The organism is Pantoea sp. Fr-CA_6 (genome assembly GCF_024520895.1).
Taxonomy (GTDB): domain Bacteria; phylum Pseudomonadota; class Gammaproteobacteria; order Enterobacterales; family Enterobacteriaceae; genus Pantoea; species Pantoea agglomerans.
The window spans coordinates 1-21,293 of sequence record NZ_JALNPO010000024.1; the positions used below are offsets into that span (position 1 = coordinate 1).

Below are 21,293 nucleotides of genomic sequence, written 5' to 3' on the forward strand. Positions count from 1 at the left end.
CCCGGCGTGGACTTCTGGCCCGCCGTCACGCCTCAGCGCTGCGGATAGCCCTTTCAGCAGCAGAGGCGCTCAGGCCTTCACTCTCGTGCCCTTTTTAACAATACGCACCAGACTGCGTTATCATCTGTCGCTTAACTGACGGGCATTAGGGATGGGGTGGGATGTAATCTGTTTATTTCAGTTGCAGGATGGCAAATAAATTTCTGCCATCCTGCCGGGTTATATTTTATCAACGTCACACAGCGGATTCATAAGGGTCCGCTATTCCGCGCACAATTTCCGCTGGCCTGCACGCAGAAAAGCGCTGACCAGAACCAGCCACAGCAGACCGCAGATCAGGTTCACCACACTGAAGCCGCCGGTGCCGTAACTAAAATATGCGGTTTTGGCTGCTTCAATGCCCAGCGCGATGATCAGAATACTCACCATGCCGAGCATCGCTGCCACGCTGCCTTTTCCGGCGCTGCTGGAAAAAAGCGTCATGCGATAAAGTCCGGCACTGACCAGCCCGGCACCGAAGCCGTAGAGGCTAATTCCGGCAGTCAGCCACAGATAGCTTTGCGGATTTAGCACGGTAGCGGTTACTGCGATTGCCAGCCCGCAGACCACCGGCCAGGCACCGAGCCGTAACGGCTGTTCAATGGGCAGACGGCTGGATAAGCGTCCCAGCGTCAGGTTGCCCGCAATCATGGCGGCGAAGACCGGCAGCTGTAACAACGCATAGCCGATGCGGCTGAGTCCCGCATCGTGGATTAATATCACCGGCGACAATGCGACCCATGCGATGCAGGGCACGGTGACCAGCCCGATGGCCAGCGAGCCGCGCATCACCTGACGATCCTTCAGCAATGCCGCGTAACCGCTGATAATCGATCGCAGCGACAGCGGTTTCTGCCGGTCACCTGCGGTTTCGGGCATCGCATACCACAGACCTGCCAGCGCCAGCGCCGCAATAGCGCCAATCAGCCAGAACAGGGTGCGCCATTCACCCACGGTAAGAAAAGCCGCACCCGCCAGCGGACCGGCCAGCGGGGCCAGCAGGGCGACGTTGGCCATCAGCGCCATCATTTTGATGCTGAGCGATTCCGTAAACGCCTCCTGCACCGCCGCGTAGCCTACCGCGCCAATAAAACAGAGGCTGACGCCCTGCAGAAAACGCAGCAGGACGAACTGCTCAATGCTTTGCACCCAGTGCGTTGCCACACACGAGAGCATAAAAAAGGCCACGCCGCTAAGTAGCACTGGACGCCGCCCGATACGGTCAGAGAGGGGGCCAAGCAGCCATTGCAGCATAATGCCACCGGCCAGATAGGCGGTGAGCGAAGTAGAGACCCACTCCGGCCCGACCTTAAATTCCTGAGTCACCAGCAGCATGCCAGGCTGGATCATGTCGTGAGCGATATAGGTAGCGAACTCAAACAACACCAGCGACAGCGGAAAAATCAGATGTCGTCGGGTCAGTTGCGCGACCGGTTCGAAAGAAACCATTACGGATACCTGCGATAAAGCCATTAAAAAAGCGGCCACCAGGGTGACCGCATAATTTCAGCGTGACGGTGTAACGCTTATCGCCAGCGGGCGATCGGGTTATTCAGCGTTCCGGCGAACTTGAGGTTCTCAGCGGGATCGGCGAGGTTTATCATCTGCTGGTTATTCGCCAGCTGCAGGCGGTTCAGACAGGAGCGGGTAAACTCCGGCGCGAACATGTCATAGCGCGCGAACTTAGTGGCATGCTCCGGGTGCGCCTGCTGGTAATCCTTCACGCACTGCGCCACCGCCTGCCAGAACTCTTCCTCCGGCAGCGTTCCTGACTGATGCAGAATCGCGCTGATAAAGCGGAAGATGCAGTCAAACACATCGGTGAAGATCGAGAGCAGCTTCAGGTTCTCCGGCACATCCACCGCCAGACGCTGCACGCCTTCCGGCAGCACCGCATCCGGATTCATCACGGCGATCTCTTCGCCGATATCCTTCATGTATGCACTGACCGGCACGTTGTTCTCCAGCAGCATGATGAGGTTTTCACCGTGCGGCATAAACACCAGGTCATGCTGATAGAAGCAGTGCAGCAGCGGGCTGAGATAGCAGGTCAGGTAGCGTTCTATCCACTGCTTCGCGGGCAAACCAGAATCCGCTATCAGCGCAGGCAGCAATGCCTGCTGATGGTGATCGACGTGCAGGAAAGAGGCCATGGTCATCAGACGCTGGCCGGACTGCAGGCTGGCCGCAGGATTATCCCGCCACAGCGCTGCGAACATCTTTTTATAGGCGGAGTCGCCTTTGATCGCCTGCTCATAGTAGCGGTTGTGATAGCCGACCGCCGCGACTTCGCGCAGGATGCGGAAATCACAGCGATTCAGCCACGCATCGCCAGCAACCAGTTGTTCCAGCCAGCCGTTTATCGCGGGCGTTGTCGCCATATAGTAGGGGGACAGTCCGCGCATAAAGCCCATGTTCAGCACCGACAGGGCGGTTTTCACGTAGCGCTTCGTGGGCTGGCTGCGGTTAAAGAAGGTGCGGATCGACTGCTGCGCCTGGTAAGCATCGTCTCCGGTGCCGAGATAAACAATATCGTGACTGGCGATGTCTGCCGCAAACACGGTCAGCAGCTTGTTCTGCCACTGCCACGGATGCACCGGCATCAGGATATACTCCTCAACCGCCAGCCCTTTATTCACCAGCTGCGCAGTAAACTGCTCCAGGGTGGTGTCGCCCAGTTCATCACGCATCAACTGCTCATAGCTCAGCTCGCTGAGGCTGGAGAAATGGGCGTTGCGGCGATGAACCGCGACCCAGATGAGGTGAACGGGCGCGGCGGCCTCGGGCGCATACGCCAGATAATCATGGGCATCGAAGCCAATACGCCCGTTGTTGGCAACAAAGCAGGGATGGCCTTCGGTCATCGCCGCTTCCACCGTCTGGAAATCGGCTGAGACCAGCGCCTGGCTGTCAGGATTATTCTTCTGCAGCTTATAAACGCTGCTGCACAGCGTGCTGCTGATCTCTTCCATGTAGGTCGCCAGCAGTGCCTGTGTAATACCGATCTCCCCGTTAAACTCCACGATAAACTTCAACGCATCCAGCGGCAGATCACGACCGTTCTCCTGCTTGCGTAGTGAGCCGTCGTCGATTTCCCAGTGATCCAGCGCCAGCCGCGACGCCCGGAAATGGTAGCTCGCTTCACCGCCTGGCACCGCAAGCTGATAGCTGCCGTCGCCCGACTCCTGTGGCGTAATGATTTTCTCATGCGCGAACTCGGCAATCGCTTTCCGGATCAGCATGCGGTTTGCCTGCGCCCATTGGTCGCCCGTCAGATGTGTACCGTTCATCAGAGAAGAGGGGGTGTTCATAGTCTGCGACTCCTGCAGTAACGCGTGTTGATAATCTTCCCGCTGGCAAAAGGCCAGCCAGGCGGTTTTATGACCCATGTCGATGGTGTGCTGATAGCGGAACCCGGCACGCTTATTCAGCACGTGAATCTTCTCATTGCGCACATCTGGCTCTACCACCACGCGGCGCACCTCGGGGCGGCTGAACATGTAGTCCATCACCAGCGTGAAGACCTGCCAGCTGAAGGCTCTGATCGGCTGGCTGGCGGGGGCAATCAGAATATGCATGCCGTAATCATCGGGTGCGGCAGGATAAAATTTGCCGACCTCATCGTCGCAGGCGCGATAGCACTCAATCAGGCAGACCGGCTGGTCGTTGCAGCAACCAATCAGCGCAGCATGGGGATCGGCTGCAGTCAGCGTCTGATAGAACTCAGCGACCTGATTCAGGCTCTGCTGCTGCATGCCCCAGAAGCGGGCGTAATCGCGGGTGACCCAGCGATGAATCAGCGGCGCATCGCTGGCGAGCATGGGCCTCAGGGTGAACTGGCCTGCGGGGCGGGCGGCGCTGAACAGTGTTTGTGAACTCATCTCAGTGCTCCGATTTAGCCGGGAAGGTCTGGAAGGCAATCTGACGCTCGATCGGGTAGACCTCGCGTCCGGTCAGTTCGCGCAGCAGCACCGAGTTGCGGTAGCAGGCCATGCCGAGATCCGGCGTAACAAAACCGTGGGTGTGCAGTTCGGCGTTCTGCACGAAGATCTGATTGTGATAATCGATGCTGTAGTTGCGCTGCACGTCGTAGCGGCCTTTGTCATCCCAGCGCAGGCGGGCGTTGATGCCCTCTAAAAACATCGGTGGCTGGTAGTGATAGCCGGTCGCCATCACCAGTCCTTCGGTGCGACGAGTGAAGGTGCAATCCTGCTCCTCCTGATGCAGCGTCAGCTCGAACTCTCCCTGTGGCAGCCAGCGCATAGCGGTCAGCGCCGAGTGAGTAAACAGGTTAACGTTCAGATCGCCATCGAGCTGTTTTACATACATCAGGTCATAAATGTCGTTTATCAGGCAGCTGTTGATGCCTTTGTAGAGATTCTTGTGGCGCGCATTTAGTTCGTCGCGGGTGCTGGCGGGCAGCGCGTGGAAATAGTCGACCCACTCCGGCGAGGTCATCTCCAGCGTGAGCTTGGTGTACTCCAGCGGATAGAAGCGCGGCGCGCGGGTGATCCAGTTGAGCTGATAGCCAAAGCGGTCGATATCGGTCAGCAGGTCGTAGTAGATTTCTGCCGCGCTCTGGCCGCTGCCCAGCACGGTGATGGAACGCTTCTGCTGCAGTTCCGCTTTGTTGACCAGATAGTGGCTTGAGTGCGTCAGGCGCTGGCGGTGCGGCTGGCTGCACTCCGGCATCCAGGCTTTAGGCCCGGTGCCGAGGATCAGATGTCGTGCCAGATAGTTCTGTTTCTGACCATTCCGGGTGTCGGTGACCTGGAGTTGATAGACGCCAGCCGCCTCATCGTAGCTGACATACTCAACGTGGCTGTTCCAGCGCAGATTAGAGAGCCGTGAACTGGCCCACTGGCAGTACTGATTATACTCTTTGCGCATCAGGAAGAAGTCTTCACGGATATAAAAAGAGTATAATTTCCCCTTTTCCTTCATGTAGTTAAGCAGGCTGTAAGGGCTGGTCGGATCGGCGAGTGTCACCAGATCGGCCATAAACGGCGTCTGCAGATGGGCATTTTCCAGCATCATGCCGGTGTGCCAGTCAAAGCCCGGGTTCTCATCCAGGAAAAGACCGTTCAGTCCCTCAACCGGCTCACTCAGACAGGCCAGACTCAGGTTGAAAGGGCCGATACCGATACCAATAAAATCGTAAACGGAATTATTCATTTCAGAGCTCTCACTGTTTCGCCGCGTTCAGCGCAGACGCACGTACCTGCTCGCGGCCATAGTGCGCGATCAGGCTCAGCACATCTTCGATGTCGGCGATGGTCGTGGTGGGATTTAACAGGGTGAATTTCAGGTACTGACGCCCATCGACTTTGGTTCCTGCAATCACTGCGTTGCCGGAGCGGAAGAGCGCTTTACGGATAGCGGCGTTGATTTCGTCGATCTGTGCGTCGCTGGCGTTTTTGCCGGGCACGTAGCGGAAAATCTGAGTCGTCAGCTCAGGCGCGTGCAGCACTTCGATAGCAGGATGCGCAGTTAACCGCTCATGAGCCGCCTGTGTCAGCTCTATCAGCGTATCGAAAGCGTCACCCAGCGCCGCCGGACCCATCACGCGCAGGGTCAGCCACATTTTTAACGCATCAAATCGGCGGGTGGTCTGAATGCTTTTGTTGACCAGATTCGGTGTGCCTTCCTGCTGGGCGCTGAGCGGATTCAGGTAATCTGCATGGTGCGTGACATGCTTCAGATTGTGGCTGTCCCGCACAAAGAACGCACCGCAGCTGACGGTCTGGAAGAAAGATTTGTGATAATCGACGGTGACGGAATCAGCCCGTTCAATGCCATTCAGGCGTGAGCGATGATTCTCTGAGACCAGCAGCCCACAGCCGTAAGCGGCGTCAACGTGCATCCACAAACCATAATTGTCACAGAGACGGGCAATCTCCGGCAGCGGATCGATGCTGCCAAAGTCCGTGGTGCCGCTGGTGGCAACCACAGCAATCGGGATCAGCCCTTCACTGCGACATTTCTCGATCTCCTGCGCCAGACACGCTGCGTCCATACGGTAGTGGGCGTCGTGATCAACGGCGATAACTGCGTCATAGCCCAGCCCTAAAATCGCCATCGATTTCTGGATGCTGAAGTGGCTGAGTTTCGAGGTAAACACCCGCCATTTCGACGCGGTCTCAGGCAGGCCGCGATGTTTAATCAGATGCCCCGGATGATGTGCCGCGCACCAGCTATCACGCGCCAGCAGCATTGCCATCAGGTTGGATTGGGTGCCGCCGCTGGTGAAGATCCCATCAGATCCGGCAGGCAGGCCGATGCGGCCAAGCGTCCAGTCGATCACCTTCTGCTCAATCAGCGTACCGCCTGCGCTCTGATCCCAGGTATCGACCGAGCTATTCACCGCCGCCATAATCTGCTCAGCCATCAGAGAGGGCAGCACGACCGGGCAGTTCAGGTGCGCCAGGTATTTAGGGTGGTGAAACCAGACGGCGTCACGAAGATAGAGCTGGCTCAGCTCTGTCAGGGCGTCATCGTTGTTACCCAGCGGACGATCGAGATCGACCTCACTGAATTCCGCCGCCAGTTCATGGGGCAGGATACCGCTGAAAGGCTTCTCAACGCCGGTAACGGTACGGGTCATCAGCGCCAGCACCTCCTGAGTCTGCTGCGACCAGGCCGCCAGTTGCTGATCGTTAAAAATAGCCGTTTCGGCACCGCTGGCATTGGATGCTGGCGCGAGATCCTGTGCCGCCTGAGTGGATGAGCGTAAAAGCATGTTCAGTTCCTGTGCGTTAATACCAGTGACCCTGCCGACGTAAGGTCAGCAGCGTTGGATGTCCGCTCAACAACTCCAGTAAACATAAAACTAACTAACCAGATAAAAACCCTGACCATTAAATGGATTAGTGTTTTCACCTTAAAAAGAGTAAATACCGCATATTATTTGTGGATTTGGCAGCGTTAAACGCTTTGTTATATGCGGATGAGAGTGTAAATGTTAATCATTATCATTCAAATGTTTTGTTGTTAAATTTTATTTATTAGTATGTCTAATGTTGAAAATGTGATGTTGATCACTTTTCTGGATCGGAATAATCCTTTTTTTACGCGGTTTAGCGCCAGCAATTCATTCAGAACTCATCTGCGTGTGTTCCATGTTGGAAACATTAGCTTTGTGGGTTAGAATGTTTCCAACATGGAAAGTTTGAGAGAAAAATGCATATCATCTCAAGAGGGCCGTTCAGGGAAGCGGCAATAATTTATCCAAATCATGCCTCCGCACTGGATGCGGCTTATCTGGTCCTAAGGGACGAAAACTTTGCCACGCCAGATGCGCTGAAAATTCGCTTTCAGAGCCTTGACCGCATGAAGTACCGGGAAAAGTGGTGGGTAATCGATGTGGGCGGAAACAGCCTGAGAATCATGTTTTATGCTGACTTTGATCGCGGCAAAATTTTTATCAAACACATCGTGACGCATGCGGAATATGACAAGCTGGTGAAGAAGTACCGGGAGAGTAAAGAATGATTACCGAAGCAATCCAGGCGACCAATGACCTGGTCAGAATTGTTCCCTTTCTGGGAGGCAGTACCGATAAAAGGGACTACGAGCAGGCGCTGGAACTGGTTGAATATCTGGTTGAGCACCAGCCGGACAGCCCGTTAGTAGAGATACTGTCTGATAAAGTCGCCCGATACGAAAACAGCGCCCCTGAGTTCGCTGCGTTTAACGCGCGTACTGATGCTATTCCGCGCGGAGTAGCACTTTTGCGAGTCATCATGGATCAGCACGGCCTGACTCAATCCTCTTTTGCGGATGAAATAGGGCAGCGCTCTTATGTCAGTCGTATCCTGCGTGGTGATCGTCCTTTGACGGATAAACATAAAGCCCGACTGGCAGCGCGTTTTAACCTGCCGTTTGAAGCATTCGCTGAATAACTTAGCCTGAACTTATATGAGTGCGGTTTTTTTTCTGGAAACTGAATGATGAAGGTATTCCACAAACAACCAGAAAGCGCTCATTGCCATTTCTGGTTGCCATTAAGCGTTCTGATTATCCTGCATTCGTTTCTACAGGTGTCTTCTTTTTAGCCGTAAAGTTATAAATCACTAACAAGCCAAAAATGCCGGTGATAATCATGGTAATGGTTCCCTTATCCATAAAGTGAGCCATATTACCCAGCAGGATGCCGGTGACGCCGAAGTCGGTATCCGAGAAGGTGGTGTTGGTCAGCCCTATCTGTCCGAGTACCGGCAGCAGGGCGACAGGCAGGAAGGTGATTAACAGGCCATGAGCAAAGGCACCGCAAATCGCCCCACGCTTGCCGCCGGTCGCATTACCAAACACGCCAGCCGTAGCGCCACAGAAGAAGTGAGGAACCACACCCGGCAGAATCAATACCCAATGCAGCTGACCGAGAACAAACAGCCCCACCAGGCCACCGACAAAGCTGGAGATAAAGCCAACCAGCACCGCATTCGGGGCGTAGGGGAAGACAATCGGGCAATCCAGCGCCGGTCTGGCTTCCGGAACCAGTTTTTCTGAAAAGCCGGTAAAGGCAGGGACAATTTCAGCCAGGATTAAGCGCACACCCTGCAGAATGATAAAGACACCCGCCGCGAAGGTAATGGCCTGGATAAAGGAGTAAACAAGGTAGTTCTGACCATTGCTGAAATTAGCCTCTACATAGTCTTTACCGGCAGACACCGACAGGATTAAGTAGATAATCATCATCGTCAGAGATATTGAGATGGTACTGTCACGCAAAAAACTGAGGTTTTTTGGCATGTTCATCTCTTCGGTGGATTTAGATCCTTTGCCTACCAAAGAGCCGATCCAGCCTGATAAGACATAGCCAATTGTCCCGGTATGCGCCAGCGCGACATGATCGCCACCAATGATCTTACGCATATAGGGCTGGGCGATCGCCGGGAAGGTGGCCATCAGAATGCCCAACAGCAGTGACCCGGTGTAAATAAGCTGAATACCTTCAAAACCGGCAACCGATAAAATAATCGCGATCATACAGGCCATATAGAACGTCACATGCCCTGACAGATAGATATATTTCAGTCGGGTGAAGCGGGCGACAACGATGTTGGCGACCATGCCGAAGGCCATGATCATCGTGGTAGGCGCACCATATTTTGCCAGAGCGATAGAGACCATTGCTTCGTTATTAGGAATGATGCCCTGAACATCAAACGCATGTTTGAAAATGTCGCCCAGTGGCGTCAGTGAACCGACCAGAACGGTCGCACCGCCTGCCAGCACCAGGAAGCCCAGAATAGTTTTTACCGTGCCCTTGATAACATCAGGAAACGGCTTCTTCTGCGCAATCAGTCCGAAAAATGCCACCAGTCCGACTAATATAGAGGGCACTTTCAGCACGTCGACGACGAACTGCAAAAGATTTTGAGTAAACATATTAACCTCGAGGGTAAGGTGTTTATCTAATTATTAGCGTCACTTTTTCTCAAAATACTCACGTATTTTCTGCTCCACTTCTTTCAGGTCAATGATGTTATTAATGATGATGACCTTCTGTTCAGGAAGGTTTGCGCTATAAGCAATGTCTTTGGCCATAACAAAAACATCCGCCACATCGGGGGTGACAGAGCCGAGATCCGAATGTTCAACTTCAGCTTCAACACCGATCGTTTTAAGCACTTTCTTGATGTTCATTTCCATCATGAAGCTGCTGCCTAAACCTGAACCACACACCGCCATAATTTTCATATCAAACCTCATTAACTAATGATTAAAAGTCGCGTTTCAACGGGCAGACTAAACGCCTGATAAAATCGTCATGAGCGCTTCTTTGCTGCTCGCATTGAATATCTGCGCCATGATCTCTTCATCGGACAGCACTTCCGCCAGCTGGGAGATCATTTCGATATGGCTATTACTGTCCGGTGCGGCAAACATGAAAATAGCCTTCACCGGGTCGTTCTCTTTGGAGTCAAATTTCACTGCTGTACCCAGCAGCACAATCGACAACCCCAGTTTGTGTGCGCCTTGTTCCGGGCGTGCGTGGGGCATGGCAATCTGCGGCGCGATGACAAAAAAGGGGCCGATCTCCTCTTTTTGCTGAATAATCGCATCAATATAATCCTGCGATATTGCGCCCTCACTGAGCAGAGGACGTCCCGCAATAACTAACGCTTCCTGCCAGTCAGTCACGCTTTCGACGTACTGGATTTTCTCGTTATTTAACCACTTAGCCAGGTGTGACATCGTCTTACTCCTCCTGTTTAAATGCGCAATAAAATTTAACTAAACGCATAAACCGTGTGGCGTTTGCCTGCTCCCGGTTGCGCATAACCCATCTCATATAAAATTTTCTCAACCGGAACAGGGCCTGTTATGCATTCCGATTTTTCATAAATTCCTGAGTATGTACAGTCAGTTTCACTCAAAACCCCCGTTGTCACTTTTTTAGATAAACTTTCTGTCAGCAGAGCGACACAAAAATCGAATGTAGTAAAAGGTGGTAACTTCCTTAAAATTCATGATTTTCATGGAGTTATTAAAAAAATATTTTCTCATTGTTCAGATGGAGTTATATTTCACAACGGTCATCACATCTGTACATGTTAAAGGTGTCTAGTCATCCTGATGATGTCCTTCGACGTGTACGGACACAACATGTAAAGTTAAAATATTGCTTATCAGGCTTAACATCAGTGCCAATTTGATAAGTTGATCACATATTCAGCTAGCGGAAGTGGTACTCATCCGGCAATGTCAGGCAGAACTGTACTGACACGGATTAGAGGGAGTCTGTCCTTCACTCAAACGGGAAGAAAGCCAATGGTTGATGGCATTACTGAAAAACAAAAAGAGGTTGTTGATTACATCCTCAATAAAATTAAGGATGATGGCCTTCGACCCGGAGAGAAACTGGATACCGAAATATCAATTGCCAAAAGCATCGGCATTACTCGCGCAACGGTGCGTGAAGCCACACGCATTCTGGTGGAGCAGCAGAGAATTTACCGGGTTAAAGGGTCGGGTATTTTTGTCGGTTCCACGGAGATGAGCAGCCAGGCGAACCGATATCATGTGCTTTCACCTTTTGATTATCAGGCGCAAAGAAATGGCCATAAAGGTGTAAGAAAAATCATATCGGTCAGCATAATCAAGGTTCCTTCTGCTGATATCGCTCAGGCGCTGCGTATTAAAAACAGCGATCAGATCTATAAAATTTTACGCCTGATGTGTTTCGATGACATCCCGGTAGCTCTGGAACATATTCACCTGCCGGTTAATATGTTTAGCAGCATGGAGTTCAGCAAGCTGGAACTGTCAAAATATGCCTACATTGAAGAAGTTACCGGTAAGAAAGTGCAGCTAAGGGACCAGCATTTAACGGCCGTCAATCTTACGGATACACAGTCGCTTACACTGCTTAATTTAGCGGAAGGGGATGCTGTCATTCAGCTTAATGAAACTGTTTATCTCGACGACGGCGTTCCATGTGAAGTCAATGTGGCGCTTATCAACACCCGATTTTTCCCGTTGAAACAAAATTCGCAACGGCCTTAGAAAAATAATCTTGTTTCTGGGCTCAATGCTTTGCTGTGCCCGGATATGACCCTATCAGACAGATTCATGCCCGGTTTACACCTCTCATTACAGTAGAGGATCTTAATTCCGGATAATGTATAAGGTCCTGTAAATCATCTGGCAGTTGCAATGAGTTATCTCTGACTCAATTGCATTCTTCATATGCTTATTTATCTATCTGGCGACCCGTGCTTCAACATCCTGTGAAGAATGTATTTCAATGCCCTGAATTCAGGCTGTCTGAATTTCTGCAGTCGCGGCTAACAACAGCTGTCATCTCTCCATACGTAAGACGATTTTCTGCAAACCTTTGCCAGTTCGCCGATTTTACTCACCTGAATATCAGGCAACAAATAGCGTTATACGCAAAATATCTGCCTGATTACCTGTTTCAGAGCCCGTTTTCCCTCTTTCACTTCTCACTGTTCTCCATTATGACGAAATCAATAATGCATAAAACAATATGATGTTTTACCAATGATCGACTGCGCAGCACACTGGTCTGCAACCGGAATAAACAAGGACCAGGTGAATGGCATATCGATTAAGTCTGTTAGATAAAGCGCCCGTGCTGCAGGGTGAATCACCCACCGCGGCGCTGCAGCGCACGCTGCAGATGGCGCAGCGGGCAGAGGAGTGGGGTTATCACCGCTTCTGGCTGGCGGAACATCACAACACCGCGCAGCTGGCCAGTCCTTCACCTGAGGTATTGATTGCCTGGATCATTGCCCAGACACGACATATTCGCGTCGGATCGGGCGGCGTGATGTTGCAGCACTACAGCCCTTATAAAGTGGCAGAGAACTTTAATCTGCTCGCTTCGCTGGCACCGGGCCGCATTGACCTCGGCGTGGGCAAAGCGCCGGGCGGACTTCCACTCTCCACCCATGCGCTGCAACAGGGTGTTGATGCTGCTAAAAAAGGGAGCTTTGCCGAACAGCTTCAGCTGCTGGATAGCTGGCTGAAGCCCGGTCAGGCTGATCCTGATGACGAGGGTTTAGCCGCCACGCCACTGCCGCCACGTCCGGCGAACCGTTTTCTGCTGGGTGCCAGTGAAGAGAGCGCCCGGCTGGCCGCCAGTCTGGGCTGGCAGTTTGTCTTTGCCGCTCACCTCAATGGTGACCGCCAGTTGCTGGAGCATGCGCTGAGTACCTACTCCCGCCTGAGCCAGGGTCAGCGCGCCCTGGTGGCCGTGCAGGTGGTGGTAGCCGACTCACCCGCCGGGGCTGACCTGCTGGTAGCCAATCTTCGTCACTATCATGTAGCGGTGAAAGATGGCCCGAGCGTCAACGTTGCCAGTCTGGAACAGGCGGAGCGCTATGTGCGTCAGGGTGGATACCGCGATTATCAGATTGAGCCGCGCACGCCGTCACTTCTGAAAGGCACGGCGGCGCAGGTTCATGCCCAGCTGGACGCGCTGCATCATAATTTTGACATTGATGAGTTTGTTATCGACACGCCGATTACCGAGCCGGTTGCACGTCTGCAGTCACTTGAACTGCTGGCCACGCATCATCTGGTCGCAGCCTGAATCCCCGTCAGTGGAGAGTCATCATGAACCCTGAGTCACAACTGATTGAATGGCGACGCGAACTGCACACCTGGCCGGAGCTGTCGGGTCAGGAGTTCGCCACCACCGCGCGACTGCGGGGCTGGCTGCAGGCGGCGGGCATCCGGCTGCTGGACTATCCACTGGAAACCGGCGTGGTGGCAGAAATTGGCAGCGGAGAGACGGTGATCGCGCTGCGCGCCGACATCGATGCGCTGCCGATCCATGAGGCGAGCGGGGTGCGTTTTCACTCCCGCCATCCTGGCGTGATGCACGCCTGCGGCCACGACCTGCATAGTGCGGTCATGCTGGGCGCGGCGTTAACGCTCAACGCACAGCCCGATCTATTACCTGGCCGGGTGCGCATCCTGTTCCAGCCTGCTGAAGAGATAGCGCGCGGTGCGCGTCAGTTTATTGAGGCGGGGGTACTGGATGAGGTGCAGGCTATCTTCGGGATGCACAACGAGCCTTCGCTGCCCGTCGGCACCTTTGCCACCCGCAGCGGGGCGTTCTACGCGAATGCTGACAAATTTATTATCCGCGTCACCGGCAAAGGCGCACATGCCGCGTATCCGGAGCAGGGTGTCGACAGCATTGTGACGGCCAGCCAGATTATCCAGGCGTTACAGGGACTCACCAGCCGCAGCTTCAGTGCCCTGGACAGTCTGGTACTGAGCATTACCCGCATCGACGGCGGCAAAAGCTGGAATGTATTACCCGGCGGCGTTGAGTTTGGCGGCACGGCCCGAACCCACGATTTACAGGTGCGCGCCGAACTGGAACAGCGGGTGCGCACGCTGGTTGAGCACTTCGCCGACGCCAATGGCGCGCAGGCAACCCTGAGCTGGCATCCTGGCCCGCCAGTGCTGATTAACGATGCGCACTGGGCGACCTTCAGCAGCGAAGTGGCGCAGCAGGCGGGCTATCGGGTGCAGACCGCCGATCTCCATCTGCTGGGGGAGGATTTTGCCTTTTATCTGCAACAGGTGCCGGGGGCGTTTGTCAGCATCGGCAGCGCCAGTGACTTTGGTCTGCACCATGCCAGCTTTACCCCGGATGAGGCGCTGATTGCGCCCGCCGCCGACTACTTCGCCCGACTGGCCCGCCAGGCGCTGCAACATCTTAACGCGCGATGTCGGGAAGCCATTCTGAACTGAATTCATCTGCAACCCGCTACAGCACGACGGTTCTGACCACCGTCGTCGGGCATCGCTACGACTAAAAAAGAGAGAGCATCATGACCACAAGACAACTTCGGCTGGGCACCATTCTGCATGGCGCATCGGGAAACATGTCCGCCTGGCGCCATCCTGCGGCGCAGGCCGATGCCAGTATTAATCTGGATTACGCCAAAAAAATTGCCCGCAAGGCGGAGCAGGGCAAACTCGATTTTCTGTTTGTCGCCGACGGGTTGTTTATTAACGAAAAGTCGATCCCGCACTTTCTGAATCGCTTTGAGCCGCTGACGCTGCTCTCGGCGCTGGCGGGCGTCACTGAACATCTGGGGCTGGTTGGCACGGTATCGACCTCTTACAGCGAGCCCTTCACCGTGGCGCGTCAGTTTGCCAGCCTTGATCATCTCAGCGGCGGGCGTGCGGGCTGGAACGTGGTGACGTCACCGCTGGAAGGCTCGGCCAAAAACTTCTCGCGTCAGCAGCACCCGGAGCACGCATTGCGTTACCGCATTGCCGATGAGTATCTGCAGGTGGTGAAAGGATTGTGGGATTCGTGGGAGCAGGATGCTTTTGTACGTGATAAGGCCAGCGGACAATTTTTCGATCCGGCGAAGCTGCACACGCTCGATCATCACGGTGATTTCTTCCAGGTACAGGGGCCGCTGAACATCGCCCGCACGCCGCAGGGTCGTCCGATTATCTTCCAGGCGGGCGCGTCCGACGACGGTAAAAAACTGGCGGCGCGTCATGCTGACGCCATCTTCACCCATCAGCCGACGCGTGAAGAGGCGCAGGCATTTTACCAGGATGTGAAACAGCAACTGGTGGCGAATGGCCGTCAGCCAGACGATTTGCACATCTTCCAGGGTGTCAGTGTAATTGTTGGCGATGATGCCGAGGACGTGGAACGCCAGTATCAGACCACGGCGGCGCTGGTGTCGATTACCGATGCACTTAACTACCTCGGGCGTTTCTTCGACCATCACGACTTCTCACAGTATCCGCTGGATCAGCCGTTCCCGGATATCGGTGACATCGGTCAGAACAGCTTCCGCAGCACCACCGACGAGATCAAACGCAAAGCACAGCAGCATGGGCATACCCTGCGCCAGGCCGCGCTGGAAGCGGCAACACCACGCCCGCTGTTTCACGGCACGCCGGAAGAGGTGGCGGATGGCCTGCAGCTCTGGTTTGAAACCCACGCCACTGACGGCTTCATCATTAACGGCGGCACGCCCGATACCTTTGAACGTTTTGTCGACCGCGTGGTGCCGATTTTGCAGGCTCGCGGCCTGACGCGCCGCGACTATCCGGGCAGCACGCTTCGTGACAGCTTCGCCCTGAAACAACCCGTTAATCAGTTCACCTCACAATAAGAGCACAAGCCATGAACAAAACATCGCGTCTTATCGCCCTGCTTATTCTGGCGGCCAGTAGCCATGCGCTGGCTGAAGATACCAGCGTCTCCTATAACGGCCAGCGCGTCAGCCTTGAAGCTAACAAAGCGCCGATCAATACCGTGAAGAATCCAGAGGCAATCGCGCAGCTGCCTGCGGGTCATCGTTTTGTGGTGCCGGGTTCCTTTACCGTGGCAGTCGCAGCGCTGAACTCCCCGCCGTTAACGGTGTTTTCCGATGACAACAAAACCCTGCTTGGCAGCGAAGTGGATATTGCCCGGCTGGTGGCTGACAGCCTGGGATTAAAACTCAACGTGGTGCCAGCGTCCTGGGAAGACTGGCCGCTGGGCGTGGCCTCGGGCAAGTATGACGCGGCGATCTCCAACATTACCGTGACCAAAGATCGTAAAGAGAAGTTCGACTTCGCTACCTATCGCAAAGATTCACTGGGTTTTTATGTCAAAACCAGCAGCCCGATAAAGTCACTGACCAAAGCAGAAGACATTGCCGGGCTGAGGATCATTGTGGGATCCGGCACCAATCAGGAGGCAATTCTGCTGGCGTGGGATAAAGAGAATCAGGCTAAAGGCCTGAAAGCCTTTACGCCAGTTTATACCAAAGATGATGCCGCACAGACGCTGGCGCTGCAGGCAGGCCGGGCCGATGCCTTCTTTGGTCCCAATGTGATTGGTGCCTGGAAAGCGGCACTGACCGGTAAAACCCGTCTGGTCGGCAGCGTCGATGGCGGCTGGCCCAAAGCGGCGCACATTGCCGTTACCGTGAAGAAAGGCAGCGGCCTGGCGGAACCGATCAGCACCGCGCTGAACGGCGTGATCGGCAACGGTGACTATCAGAAGGTGCTGAACCGCTGGGGTGAAGGTGTTGAGAAGATCGATCGTTCCGAAATCAATCCCGCCGGGCTGGGCGACTAAGGAGCTGACCATGAGTGAATCCACTTTTCGCGAAGTTTCACCCGACGCGCCGGAATTGCAACCGATCCTGGGCGGCCTGTTTGGCGAATATTCCGCACGCTATGGCGACTATTTTTCCCGTCGTAACGAGCTGGAACAGGAGCTGACCGAATGGTATCTGCCGCCGCAGGGGCTGTTTATCGTACTGGAGCGTGACGGCGAGATCATCGCGATGGGCGCTTATAAACCCTATGACCCGCAGACCGCCGAGCTGAAGCGCATCTGGACCCGCAGCGATCTGCGGCGTCAGGGGCTGGCGCTGGTGGTGTTACAGGAGCTGGAGCGTCGCGCCTTACAGGCGGGCTATCAGCGGCTGTTTCTCACCACCGGCTTCCGTCAGCCGGAGGCGGTGCGGCTCTATACCGGTCACGGTTATCAGCCACAGTTCGATCTCAGCGGGGATCTGGAGCGTTATGGCCAGCCGCCGCACGACGGACGACTGCGTTTTATCAAAGTGATCGGCGTCTATAACGTCGCCGCGGCAAGTTAAGAGGTGACCATGAGCAAACATCAACATCTGCAGGTGGTGCCGGCACGCTACCCGGCACGCACGGCAGGGGCTATCGTTGCGCTGTTTATTCTGGCAGGCGTGGTGCAGTCAGTGGCCTTTAATCCGCGCTGGGAATGGAGCGTGTTTGCCCGCTGGTTCTTTGATCCGGTGATCCTCCACGGTCTGGGCCAGACGCTGCTGCTGACGCTGCTGGGTACGATATTCAGTCTGTTTCTGGGCGGTCTGCTGGCGCTGGCACGTCTCTCCTCATCGTGGCTGCTGAGTACACTGGCGTGGGGTTATATCTGGCTGTTCAGATCACTGCCGCTGATTGTGGTACTGATCATTCTTTATAACTTCTCCTATCTCTACGACACCCTGTCTGTCGGCATTCCGTTTACCGGCCTCTCCTGGGGGGCGTATCAGACGATTAACGTGCTGGGGCAGTTTCAGGCAGCCGTTATCGGTCTGACGCTGGTGCAGGCGGCCTACAGCGCGGAAATTATTCGCGGCGGGATACTCGGCGTCGATCACGGTCAGGTGGAAGCCGCGTCCGCGCTGGGTCTCTCCGCCACACGCCGCACCTTCCGCATCATTCTGCCGCAGGCGCTGCGCGCCATTATTCCCACCGCGTTCAACGAGATCATCAGTCTGGCGAAAGGCACATCCGTGGTTTATGTGCTGGCGATGCCGGAGCTTTTCTACACCATCCAGATGATCTACAACCGCAATCAGGAAGTAATCCCACTGCTGATGGTTGGTGCCGCCTGGTATCTGATTATCACCACCGTGTTGTCCGTGATTCAGTACAACGCCGAACGCTGGATGGCCCGCAGCGTCACCCGTGAACCGCAACCGTCGCGCTGGCGACAATGGCGCAACCGCGTCACGCCACTTCATCCGACCGAGGAGATCAGCCATGTCCGAAGCCATTGATTACCGCAACTCACACACTACCGGTGCCATCAGCATCACCGGCGTCAGTAAACGATTTGGTAAACATAAAGCGCTGGATGATGTATCGCTGTCACTGGCACCGGGGTCCGTCACGGTGATCCTCGGGCCGTCCGGCTCCGGTAAATCCACGCTGCTGCGCACCATCAATCATCTGGAACGGGTCGACGAAGGATTTATTCAGATTGATGGCGACTACATCGGCTATCAGCAGCGCGGCAATAAGCTGTATGAACTGAAAGAGAAGGCGATTCTGCGCCAGCGCATCAACGTCGGCTACGTGTTCCAGAACTTCAATCTGTTCCCACACCTCAGCGTGCTGGATAACCTGATTGAAGCGCCGATTGCCCATCGTCAGTTAACGAAACCGGAAGCGATACAGCGTGCGGGCGAACTGCTGGATATTGTAGGGCTGCGGCATAAAGCCGATGCGTGGCCGCGTCACCTGTCGGGCGGGCAGCAACAGCGCATCGCGATTGCGCGTGCGCTGATGCTCAATCCACGGGTCATGTTGTTCGATGAGCCGACCTCGGCGCTGGATCCTGAACTGGTGGGCGAAGTGCTGGATGTAATTAAAAAGCTGGCGCGTTCCGGCACTACGCTGGTGATTGTGACGCATGAGATCGGCTTTGCCCGTGAAGTGGCGGACAACGTGGTCTTTATGGTGGATGGCCGGATTGTGGAACAGGGCAGCACCACCCAGGTGCTTAATAATCCGCGTCATGAGCGCACCCGCCGTTTTCTGGCGCGCGTGTTATGAGGGCATTAACGTTAACGGTTCTGACGCTGCTTCCGGCACTGGCCTGTTCTGCGGCTGAGAAGCTCGATGTCCTGCACAACGAGACGCCGATTCATGCCCCGGCCAATCCGCAGGCTATTGCTCAAATTCCGGCCAATTACCGCTTTATCGAACCGGGCACCCTGACGGTCGCTACCTCGGCGACCAACTCGCCGCCGCTGTCGCTGCTGGCGTCTGATAACGTCACGCGGATCGGCAGCGATCCCGATATCGCCCGACTCCTTGCTGATAGCCTGGGGCTGAAACTCAGGCTGGTTCCGGCTTCCTGGGAGGACTGGCCGCTGGGCATCAGCGCCGGACGCTATGATGTTGCGATGTTCAATATTGCCGTGACCGAAGAGCGCAAGAAGAAGTTCGATTTTGCGACGTATCGCGCCGACAACCACGCTTTTGCGGTGAAAAGCGACAGTCATATCAGCAAGATTAATAGTCCGGCGGATATTGCCGGTAAGCGGATTATCGTCGCCTCGGGCACCAATCAGGAGCGTATTTTACTGAGCTGGGATGAGCAGAACCGGGCTAAAGGTCTGCCTGCGGTAACGCCGATTTACCTGACTGATGATGCCTCCGCGACGCTGACGCTACTGTCGGGACGGGCAGATGCGATGTTTGGCCCTCACTCGATGGCGGCCTGGAAAGTGGCGTCACGCGGACAGACAAAGCTGGTTGGCAGCGGACCGTTTCGCGCCTGGGTAGCCGTGACCACCAAAAAGGGCAATGGCCTGGCACCCGCGCTGCAGGCTGCGCTGGATGGCATCATCGCAGGCGGGCAGTATCAGCAGGTGCTGGCACGCTGGGGCGAACAGGATGAGGCCATCACTCAGTCCACGGTGAATCCACCCGGCATTGTTTACTGAGTCTGCAGAACCGGCTCGCCTGCTGCGGCCGGTTCTGCGCACTTCAACCTGATGAGCACAGAATTGAACTACACTCTCCAGCGTTAGTGATTTATCCTGCCCGCCTGTTTCCGTAAAATCCTCACTGCGTGGCGGAGTAATTGACCTGGAAGCCCCATGAAAATCAGATTCCTTTCTGCCAATGAGCAAAAGCTGGCGGAGGTGCGCAAAATACTCGAACCTGTCGGGGTCGAAGTTCTGCCCATCGCCCGTCGCATCGAAGAAATTCAGACTGAAAACGAACTCGACCTGGTACGCGACAAACTGACCAAAGCCTTTTCGCTGATTGGGCGACCGCTATTTGTAGAGCATACCGGCCTCTATCTGGATGGCCTCAATGGCCTGCCCGCCGGTCTGACCCGCATCTTCTGGAACCGCCTGGACGCTGAGCGCTTTACCGCACTGGTGCAGGGGCTCGACAGCCAGGCCGTGACGGCCAAAACGGTGCTGGGCTACTGCGATGGCCGCAAAATGTACCAGTTTTCGGGCGAACTGCGCGGCACTATCGCCGCGAAACCTGCCGGAACGCGTGGCTTTCAGTGGGACTGCGTCTTTATTCCCGAAGGCTATGAGCAGACGTTTGCTGAAATGGGCGAACTCAAGAATGAGATCTCGATGCGGCGCATCGCGCTGGATCGCTTCGCCACCTTTTTAAAAACCTCGCGGGGCATGGCATGAAACCTGAACTCAAACGCGCCTATGATTCCGGCAAACTGATTCTGTTTGCCGGTGCCGGTATTTCGCGCAATTTTGGCCTGCCCGAGTGGCATGAACTGATTGCGCATCTTGCTAATGAGCTGGGTTACGATCCAAAAATCTTTAATACCTATGGCACGCACCTGTCGCTGGCGGAGTATTACAAACAGAAAAAAGGTTCGCTTGGCCCGCTGCGCAGCTGGATGGATCGCGAATGGCATCGCCCCGATATTGATGTCCGCTCTTCTGAAATTCATACCATGATTACCCAGGGTAACTTCTCGCGTATCTACACCACCAATTACGATCGCTGGCTGGAAGCGGCGCATGAAGCGCACGGCGTACCCTATTATAAAGTGGCAAACGCCGCGGACCTGGTTTCTCTCACCGAAGATAAGCGTCACATCATCAAGCTGCACGGTGATTTTGATGATGACACTTCAATCGTGCTCGATGAGAGCAGCTATTTTGAACGCCTCTATTTTGATTCGCCGCTCGACATTAAACTGACTCACGATGTGATGGGCAACTCAGTGCTGTTTGTCGGCTACAGCATCAGTGATTTCAATATTCGCCTGCTGTTTTACCGTCTGACCAAGATGTGGGGCCGCACCGGGCTGGCAACCGCCCGGCCAAAATCGTACCTGTTCACTAACCGGAACAACCCGGTGGCCAAAGAGGTGCTGGGGCAGTGGGGGATCGAGGTGATCGTCTCGGAAGAGGACGATCCCCGTAAGGCATTGGCGATGTTTCTTGAAGAGCTGCTGGTGTAGCCGCCGGCCCTCGCGGCGGAGA

20 protein-coding genes are annotated in these 21,293 nt (G+C 54.9%); 13 read left to right on the forward strand and 7 right to left on the reverse strand.

All coding sequences use genetic code 11. The features are described 5' to 3' along the window. Positions 1-261: 261 nt before the first annotated feature. The 4 genes from NR201_RS22045 to NR201_RS22060 all read right to left on the reverse strand — a co-directional run bounded on the left by NR201_RS22045 (position 262) and on the right by NR201_RS22060 (position 6,778). On the reverse strand, positions 262-1,488 hold the full coding sequence (locus NR201_RS22045) for an MFS transporter (RefSeq protein ID WP_179256484.1): 1,227 nt from the start codon (positions 1,486-1,488) through the stop codon (positions 262-264). Positions 1,489-1,565: 77 nt separating this feature from the next. Beyond that, positions 1,566-3,920, reverse strand: coding sequence for a GNAT family N-acetyltransferase (locus NR201_RS22050; RefSeq protein WP_256850174.1), 2,355 nt, complete (start codon positions 3,918-3,920; stop codon positions 1,566-1,568). Position 3,921: 1 nt separating this feature from the next. Further along, positions 3,922-5,214, reverse strand: a complete 1,293-nt coding sequence (locus NR201_RS22055) for a lysine N(6)-hydroxylase/L-ornithine N(5)-oxygenase family protein (protein WP_256850175.1) — start codon at positions 5,212-5,214, stop codon at positions 3,922-3,924. A 10-nt stretch (positions 5,215-5,224) separates the two neighbouring features. Further along, complete coding sequence (locus tag NR201_RS22060) at positions 5,225-6,778, reverse strand: aspartate aminotransferase family protein (RefSeq protein ID WP_033780266.1); 1,554 nt, start codon at positions 6,776-6,778, stop codon at positions 5,225-5,227. A 440-nt stretch (positions 6,779-7,218) separates the two neighbouring features. Here NR201_RS22060 and NR201_RS22065 point away from each other — a divergent pair, with 440 nt between their 5' ends. Next, positions 7,219-7,530 (forward strand): type II toxin-antitoxin system HigB family toxin, encoded by a 312-nt coding sequence (locus tag NR201_RS22065; RefSeq protein WP_010247063.1) that lies wholly within the window; start codon positions 7,219-7,221, stop codon positions 7,528-7,530. Beyond that, positions 7,527-7,940: a type II toxin-antitoxin system HigA family antitoxin gene (locus NR201_RS22070; RefSeq protein ID WP_010247064.1), complete on the forward strand. Its 414-nt coding sequence runs from the start codon at positions 7,527-7,529 to the stop codon at positions 7,938-7,940. Before NR201_RS22065 ends, NR201_RS22070 begins: the two co-directional genes overlap by 4 nt. Positions 7,941-8,055: 115 nt before the next feature. Here the strand turns inward: NR201_RS22070 and NR201_RS22075 are convergent, their stop codons facing one another. From NR201_RS22075 to NR201_RS22085, 3 genes are read right to left on the reverse strand one after another with little or no spacing between them, the layout of a single operon-like run. Beyond that, positions 8,056-9,429 carry a PTS ascorbate transporter subunit IIC gene (locus NR201_RS22075; RefSeq protein ID WP_022624351.1) on the reverse strand — a complete coding sequence of 458 codons (1,374 nt, stop codon included), beginning with the start codon at positions 9,427-9,429 and terminating at the stop codon, positions 8,056-8,058. Between the two features lie 39 nt (positions 9,430-9,468). Further along, entirely contained in the window at positions 9,469-9,741 is a 273-nt protein-coding gene (locus tag NR201_RS22080; protein ID WP_010247066.1) for a PTS sugar transporter subunit IIB, read from the reverse strand. A gap of 48 nt (positions 9,742-9,789) precedes the next feature. Next, entirely contained in the window at positions 9,790-10,239 is a 450-nt protein-coding gene (locus NR201_RS22085) for a PTS sugar transporter subunit IIA (protein WP_256850176.1), read from the reverse strand. 576 nt (positions 10,240-10,815) lie between these two features. Here NR201_RS22085 and NR201_RS22090 point away from each other — a divergent pair. From NR201_RS22090 to NR201_RS22140, 11 genes are all read left to right on the forward strand, one after another. Further along, entirely contained in the window at positions 10,816-11,550 is a 735-nt protein-coding gene (locus NR201_RS22090; protein ID WP_010247068.1) for a GntR family transcriptional regulator, read from the forward strand. Between the two features lie 553 nt (positions 11,551-12,103). Next, complete coding sequence (locus NR201_RS22095; RefSeq protein WP_022624350.1) at positions 12,104-13,102, forward strand: MsnO8 family LLM class oxidoreductase; 999 nt, start codon at positions 12,104-12,106, stop codon at positions 13,100-13,102. Between the two features lie 23 nt (positions 13,103-13,125). Next, positions 13,126-14,277 carry an amidohydrolase gene (locus NR201_RS22100; protein WP_158149883.1) on the forward strand — a complete coding sequence of 384 codons (1,152 nt, stop codon included), beginning with the start codon at positions 13,126-13,128 and terminating at the stop codon, positions 14,275-14,277. An 80-nt stretch (positions 14,278-14,357) separates the two neighbouring features. Beyond that, positions 14,358-15,671: an LLM class flavin-dependent oxidoreductase gene (locus NR201_RS22105; RefSeq protein ID WP_033760494.1), complete on the forward strand. Its 1,314-nt coding sequence runs from the start codon at positions 14,358-14,360 to the stop codon at positions 15,669-15,671. A gap of 11 nt (positions 15,672-15,682) precedes the next feature. Further along, entirely contained in the window at positions 15,683-16,624 is a 942-nt protein-coding gene (locus NR201_RS22110; RefSeq protein WP_256850177.1) for an ABC transporter substrate-binding protein, read from the forward strand. Positions 16,625-16,634: 10 nt separating this feature from the next. Continuing rightward, positions 16,635-17,153 carry a GNAT family N-acetyltransferase gene (locus NR201_RS22115; RefSeq protein WP_010247073.1) on the forward strand — a complete coding sequence of 173 codons (519 nt, stop codon included), beginning with the start codon at positions 16,635-16,637 and terminating at the stop codon, positions 17,151-17,153. Positions 17,154-17,162: 9 nt separating this feature from the next. Further along, positions 17,163-18,089, forward strand: coding sequence for an amino acid ABC transporter permease (locus tag NR201_RS22120; RefSeq protein WP_010247074.1), 927 nt, complete (start codon positions 17,163-17,165; stop codon positions 18,087-18,089). Next, positions 18,073-18,867 (forward strand): amino acid ABC transporter ATP-binding protein, encoded by a 795-nt coding sequence (locus NR201_RS22125; RefSeq protein WP_022624346.1) that lies wholly within the window; start codon positions 18,073-18,075, stop codon positions 18,865-18,867. Before NR201_RS22120 ends, NR201_RS22125 begins: the two co-directional genes overlap by 17 nt. Then, positions 18,864-19,763, forward strand: coding sequence for an ABC transporter substrate-binding protein (locus NR201_RS22130; RefSeq protein ID WP_182505408.1), 900 nt, complete (start codon positions 18,864-18,866; stop codon positions 19,761-19,763). Before NR201_RS22125 ends, NR201_RS22130 begins: the two co-directional genes overlap by 4 nt. 156 nt (positions 19,764-19,919) lie before the next feature. Beyond that, positions 19,920-20,480, forward strand: coding sequence for a non-canonical purine NTP pyrophosphatase (locus tag NR201_RS22135; RefSeq protein ID WP_010247077.1), 561 nt, complete (start codon positions 19,920-19,922; stop codon positions 20,478-20,480). Next, the gene (locus tag NR201_RS22140; protein ID WP_010247078.1) at positions 20,477-21,271 is read left to right on the forward strand and encodes an SIR2 family protein; all 795 of its coding nucleotides are present in this window, start codon (positions 20,477-20,479) and stop codon (positions 21,269-21,271) included. The genes NR201_RS22135 and NR201_RS22140 overlap by 4 nt, the downstream gene beginning before the upstream one ends. The last annotated feature ends 22 nt before the right edge of the window (positions 21,272-21,293 follow it).